The following is a 5,470-nucleotide window of genomic DNA, read 5'->3' on the forward strand; positions in this document are numbered from 1 at the left end:
CAACTTCCAGTAAGATGAAAAATGGTCAGTGAAAAAGCTAACCGAAATTTATTGTCGGAAATGGTAACACCGCCCCATTTCCCCAGACCCTAGAGGCTAGAGTCCGGTAAACCAGCGGATAAAAATTGACATCCATGAGTGCAGACATTTTCGATCGAGTTAAAAAAGTTGTTGTGGAACAATTAGAAGTAGAGGATCCGGATACAGTTATCGCTGAAGCAAGCTTTGCCAATGATCTGAAAGCGGATTCCCTTGATGTGGTCGAGTTAGTGATGGCTTTAGAGGAAGAATTTGATATTGAAATTCCCGACGACGCAGCCGAACAAATTGACACTGTGGGCAAAGCTGTCGAGTATATTAACGAGAAAGTAGGAGCAACCGCCTAATTATTGCGGGAAAATTGACAATTAGGATTAAATATCTGGGGCAAAATCTGCCCTTATTTTTGAACAAACATGACAGAATTGCCATTAAAAAGGGTTGTCATCACGGGGATGGGTGCGATCACTCCCCTCGGCAATAATCTAGCAGACTATTGGACAGGCTTAATCAACGGCAAAAGTGGCATTGGTTTAATTACCCACTTTGATGCCTCCCGTCACGCTTGTCGCATTGCTGGGGAAGTGCGAGGTTTTGACCCCCACGAATATGTGGATCGCAAAGAGGCAAAGCGCATGGACCGTTTCGCTCAATTTGCCGTCGCCGCCAGTTTGCAAGCGCTGCAAGATTCTCGATTAGTTATCGACGCTCTCAATGCCGATGATATAGGTGTACTAATCGGTACGGGCGTGGGTGGCATAAAAGTGCTGGAGGATCAACAGGAAATTTACTTGACAAAAGGTCCGGGCCGGTGTAGTCCTTTCATGATCCCGATGATGATTGCCAATATGGCCGCTGGTTTAACCGCCATCCACACGGGGGCCAAGGGACCGAGTAACTGTACCGTGACCGCTTGTGCTGCTGGTTCCAATGCCATCGGCGATGCTTTTCGTCTAGTACAAAGGGGTTTGGCCAAAGGAATGATCTGCGGTGGGACGGAAGCCGCCGTTACCCCTCTAGGATTGGCTGGTTTTGCCTCCGCTAAGGCCCTGTCCACCCGCAACGATGACCCCACCCGGGCCAGTCGTCCCTTTGACAAAGACCGGGATGGTTTTGTCATGGGGGAAGGGGCAGGAATCTTGATTATAGAGGAATTAGAAACGGCCTTGGCCCGTGGGGCGCGGATTTACGCCGAAATGATCGGTTATGGTCTGACTTGCGATGCCTATCACATGACGGCACCGGTTCCCGATGGTCGTGGGGCCACCAGAGCGATCGAATTAGCGATCAAAGATGCCGGTTTAACTCCGGCGGAAATTAGCTATATCAACGCCCACGGCACCAGTACAGGGGCCAATGATCCCACGGAAACCAAGGCGATTAAAAAAGCTTTAGGAGAATCGGCCTACCAAATCCCCGTCAGTTCCACCAAATCGATGACAGGCCACCTTTTAGGCGGTTCTGGCGGTATTGAAGCCGTGGCCACGGTAATGGCGATCGCTAATGATCGGATTCCCCCGACTCTCAACCTGGACAATCCTGACCCCGATTGTGATCTCGATTACGTCCCCTACGAAAGTCGTCAGCAGATAGTTAACGCTGCCCTTTCCAACTCCTTTGGATTTGGTGGCCATAACGTCACCTTAGCTTTTAGAAAATATGCTTGAGTCGATGCCCCTGAAAGAGTAATCTGTGAGTGGCTCCCTCTTTAACCTGGTCTTATTTTTGTAGTTCATTCTAAAAAACATTATGGTTGTAGTCTCCCAATCCCTCGAAGAACTTTGTATTAATGCGGTACGTTTTTTAGCGGTGGATGCCGTGGAAAAAGCTAAATCCGGACACCCCGGACTGCCCATGGGAGCCGCTCCCATGGCCTTTGTCCTCTGGGATCAATTCCTGCGTTTTAACCCGAAAAACCCCCAATGGGTCAATCGCGATCGTTTTGTTCTCTCCGCCGGTCACGGTTGTATGCTGCAGTACGCTTTGATGTACCTGACCGGATACGATAGCGTTCCCCTAGAGGAAATTAAACAATTCCGGCAGTGGAAATCGAAAACCCCCGGCCACCCCGAAAATTTCGTCACGGAAGGGGTAGAAGTGACCACTGGTCCCCTGGGTCAAGGGATTGCCAATGGTGTGGGTTTGGCCCTAGCAGAAGCCCATTTAGCAGCCCGTTTCAACAAACCGGATGCCAAAATTATCGACCATTACACCTATGTCATTTTGGGTGATGGTTGCAATATGGAGGGGATTTCTGGGGAAGCTTGTTCTTTAGCCGGTCACTGGGGTTTAGGCAAGTTAATCGCTCTCTATGATGATAACCATATCTCGATCGATGGTTCCACCGATATCGCTTTTACCGAAGACGTGAGCAAGCGTTTTGAAGCCTACGGTTGGCACGTTCAGCACGTCGAGAATGGTAACACCGATTTAGATGCCATTGCCAATGCGATCGCTGCTGCCAAAGCTGTCACCGATAAACCCTCGATGATTAAAATCACCACCACCATCGGTTATGGTTCCCCCAATAAGTCTAATACCGCCGATGTTCACGGGGCAGCTTTAGGAGCAACAGAAATCGAGTTAACCCGGAAAGCGTTAGGTTGGCAATACGAGCCGTTTGTGGTTCCCGATGAGGTGTTAAATCGTTTCCGGCAAGCAGTGGACAAGGGAGCGACGGCAGAAACGGACTGGAATAAGTTATTTAACGAATATCAGGCTAAATATCCCGCAGAAGCGGCTTTATTTGAGCAGTTAACCACCGGTCAACTGCCGGAAGGTTGGGAGCAAGCTTTACCGGTTTATAAACCCGAAGATAAGGCGCTCGCTAGTCGTAAACACTCGGAAATCTGCTTAAATGCGCTTGCGGGGGTTTTACCCGGTTTAATCGGTGGTTCGGCGGATTTAACCCACTCTAACTACACCGAATTAGAGCATTTTGGTAATTTCCAAAAAGGCAGTTATCAGGAGCGTAACGTTCACTTTGGCGTAAGGGAACACGCAATGGGGGCGATTTGTAACGGTATTGCTCTCCATAACACGGGATTGATTCCCTACGGGGCGACTTTCCTGATTTTCACCGACTATATGCGGAATTCTATCCGTTTATCGGCCTTGTCAGAAACTCGCGTCATCTGGGTAATGACTCACGATTCCATTGCCCTAGGGGAAGATGGACCGACTCACCAACCCGTGGAACACGTTGCTTCTCTGCGCGCTATTCCTAACCTGTTAGTCATGCGTCCGGGAGATGGTACGGAAACTTCCGGTGCTTATAAAGTAGCGGTGAGCGAAAAGAAACGCCCGACTTTATTGGCTCTCTCCCGTCAAAATCTGCCCAATTTAGCGGGAACTTCCCTGGAGGGTGTGGCTAAAGGTGCTTATACTATCACCGATTCTGAAGGTACTCCCGATGTCATTCTCATCGGTACGGGTGGCGAGTTGTATCTCTGCGATAAAGCGGCTGCGGTGTTAAAAGAAGCAGGAATTAAAGCTCGCGTCGTTTCTATGCCCTGTTGGGAGCTATTCGAGGAACAATCGGCAGAATACAAAGAATCGGTACTGCCGAAAGCAGTGAAAAAACGTCTCGCAGTGGAAGCGGGTTCAACTATGGGTTGGCATCGTTACATCACCGATGAGGGGGATGTGTTGGGGGTTGATACCTTCGGCGCTTCTGCTCCAGGAGGTGTGATTCTAGAGAAGTTTGGTTTTACCGTGGATAACGTGGTAGCGAAGGCAAAAGCGTTGTTAGGTTAATTAAACTTTGATTTTGTGGAAAAAGCCCGCGCAAGCGGGTTTTTTGTGGTTATAGGTCAACCTAGTTTAGGCTTTAGGGTTAGTTCATGTAAAAATGTAAAGTAGGAAGCTTTAGTAGTTAGCCAAAACCTTTACACTTGAGATAATTATCACGATTCCTAGAGCCATGACTAAAGGGGAAAGCCCTATATCGAAGGAAACAATCAAGAGCCTAACACTAGATATAGAAGGCTCACTGTTGTCTTTTGATAAATTTATCAAGGCTCAAGAACAATTAGCAATACTACTCCATGAAGTAGATAAAACCCTTGCTAACAAAAATCGCCCCCTGATAAATTGGAGAATCTCTCAAATTCATAGTGGCAGCATTCATCTTACTTTAGAAGGAATGCCTCAAGATCAGATTACACCTAGTCAAATTTCTGAAGTTATTAAGACTGTAGAAAGGGGAATAGTAACAATTTTAGAACATCCGATTCGCCCTAAGTATTTTTCTGATCGAGCTTTAGAAAGTGCGCGATCATTAGCAATATTGAAAAAAAGAGATGAGTTTATGGTGCAATTGGGCTTTGATTCAAGGTGTATCGACTTGAATCAAGCTTTGATTGCTAATGTTGATGAAATTATCGGGGGAAAATATCAAAGTTTTGGTACTGTAGAAGGTGTGCTTAAAGCTATTGATGTAAGTCGTCAACCTATTTTTAGAGTTTACAATTTATTGACTAATAAAAGTGTTAAATGTTACTTTGAACCAAATTTACTTGATAATATCAAAGAATATCTAGAAAAAAGAGTCTCTGTATCGGGGATAGTTACCTCTAGAGAAGATGGGGAAAAAATCGGGATTAAAGTTGAGTCAATTGATCTTTTTCCTGAGGAAAAAGATTTACCTACCATTGAGGAAATGATCGGAATTTGGGGAGGAAGTAAGTGATTCGTCCAACAAAAAAGCTACACTACTGGGATTCTTGTGTTTTTTTAGCTTTCCTGAAAAATGAAAAGGATAAAATTAATGATTGTATTTCTGTTCTCAAAGCAGCTGAAAATGGTCAGGTAATAATTGTGACTTCTGCTCTTACTTTTATTGAAGTGGTGAAATTAGAAAAAGGACAGCCAAAATTACCTAAAGAAAGTGAGGAAAAAATCAGAGATTTTTTCCGACATGAGTGGATTTATATTTATGATGTGGACAGAAAAGTTGGTGAACTAGCCAGAGAATTGATGTGGCAATATCAGGCACTAAAACCTAAAGATGCAACTCATGTGGCGACGGCAATTAAAGCCAGAGTGGATGTTTTAGATACTTTTGATGATGGCTTGCTGAAACTCTCTGGAGAAATCGGTGATCCTCCTTTAATAATTAGAAAACCTTTTTTTGAAGTTCAACTTGATCTTTTTTGAAAAAGTACCCATTCTCGCACAAGAAAATTACAAATCGAATTACCGAACACAAAAGGTCTAAATTGATAGGAATACCTTCATATTAAAACAGATTTTGATTTAGTGATTACATCTCTTGCCAATGCTTTTTTTTAGACCAATTTAGAAACGGGACTATTTGTTTGGAAGCCCACACCAAAAGAGCAAATATTTTTAAGCAAAATTAATATTAATAATCAAGAAGAAGCCCTTTTAAAAATGTACGTTGCCAGAAGTAAAGATTTAACAGCAAATC

Annotated in this window: 5 protein-coding genes; all 5 read left to right on the forward strand. The window is 44.8% G+C overall.

The annotated features are described in order from the left end of the window. The first annotated feature begins 134 nt into the window (after positions 1-134). The 5 genes from PX484_RS20920 to PX484_RS20940 all read left to right on the forward strand — a co-directional run bounded on the left by PX484_RS20920 (position 135) and on the right by PX484_RS20940 (position 5,196). On the forward strand, positions 135-386 hold the full coding sequence (locus PX484_RS20920) for an acyl carrier protein (protein ID WP_287767806.1): 252 nt from the start codon (positions 135-137) through the stop codon (positions 384-386). 69 nt (positions 387-455) lie between these two features. After that, positions 456-1,706, forward strand: coding sequence for a beta-ketoacyl-ACP synthase II (gene fabF, locus PX484_RS20925; protein ID WP_004268412.1), 1,251 nt, complete (start codon positions 456-458; stop codon positions 1,704-1,706). A gap of 82 nt (positions 1,707-1,788) precedes the next feature. Beyond that, positions 1,789-3,795: a transketolase gene (gene tkt, locus PX484_RS20930; RefSeq protein WP_287767802.1), complete on the forward strand. Its 2,007-nt coding sequence runs from the start codon at positions 1,789-1,791 to the stop codon at positions 3,793-3,795. A 166-nt stretch (positions 3,796-3,961) separates the two neighbouring features. Further along, complete coding sequence (locus tag PX484_RS20935; protein ID WP_004159432.1) at positions 3,962-4,729, forward strand: hypothetical protein; 768 nt, start codon at positions 3,962-3,964, stop codon at positions 4,727-4,729. Continuing rightward, positions 4,726-5,196: a type II toxin-antitoxin system VapC family toxin gene (locus PX484_RS20940; RefSeq protein WP_004159431.1), complete on the forward strand. Its 471-nt coding sequence runs from the start codon at positions 4,726-4,728 to the stop codon at positions 5,194-5,196. The genes PX484_RS20935 and PX484_RS20940 overlap by 4 nt, the downstream gene beginning before the upstream one ends. The last annotated feature ends 274 nt before the right edge of the window (positions 5,197-5,470 follow it).

It is taken from the genome of Microcystis sp. M49636_WE2 (assembly GCF_030065375.1).
Taxonomy (GTDB): domain Bacteria; phylum Cyanobacteriota; class Cyanobacteriia; order Cyanobacteriales; family Microcystaceae; genus Microcystis; species Microcystis aeruginosa_C.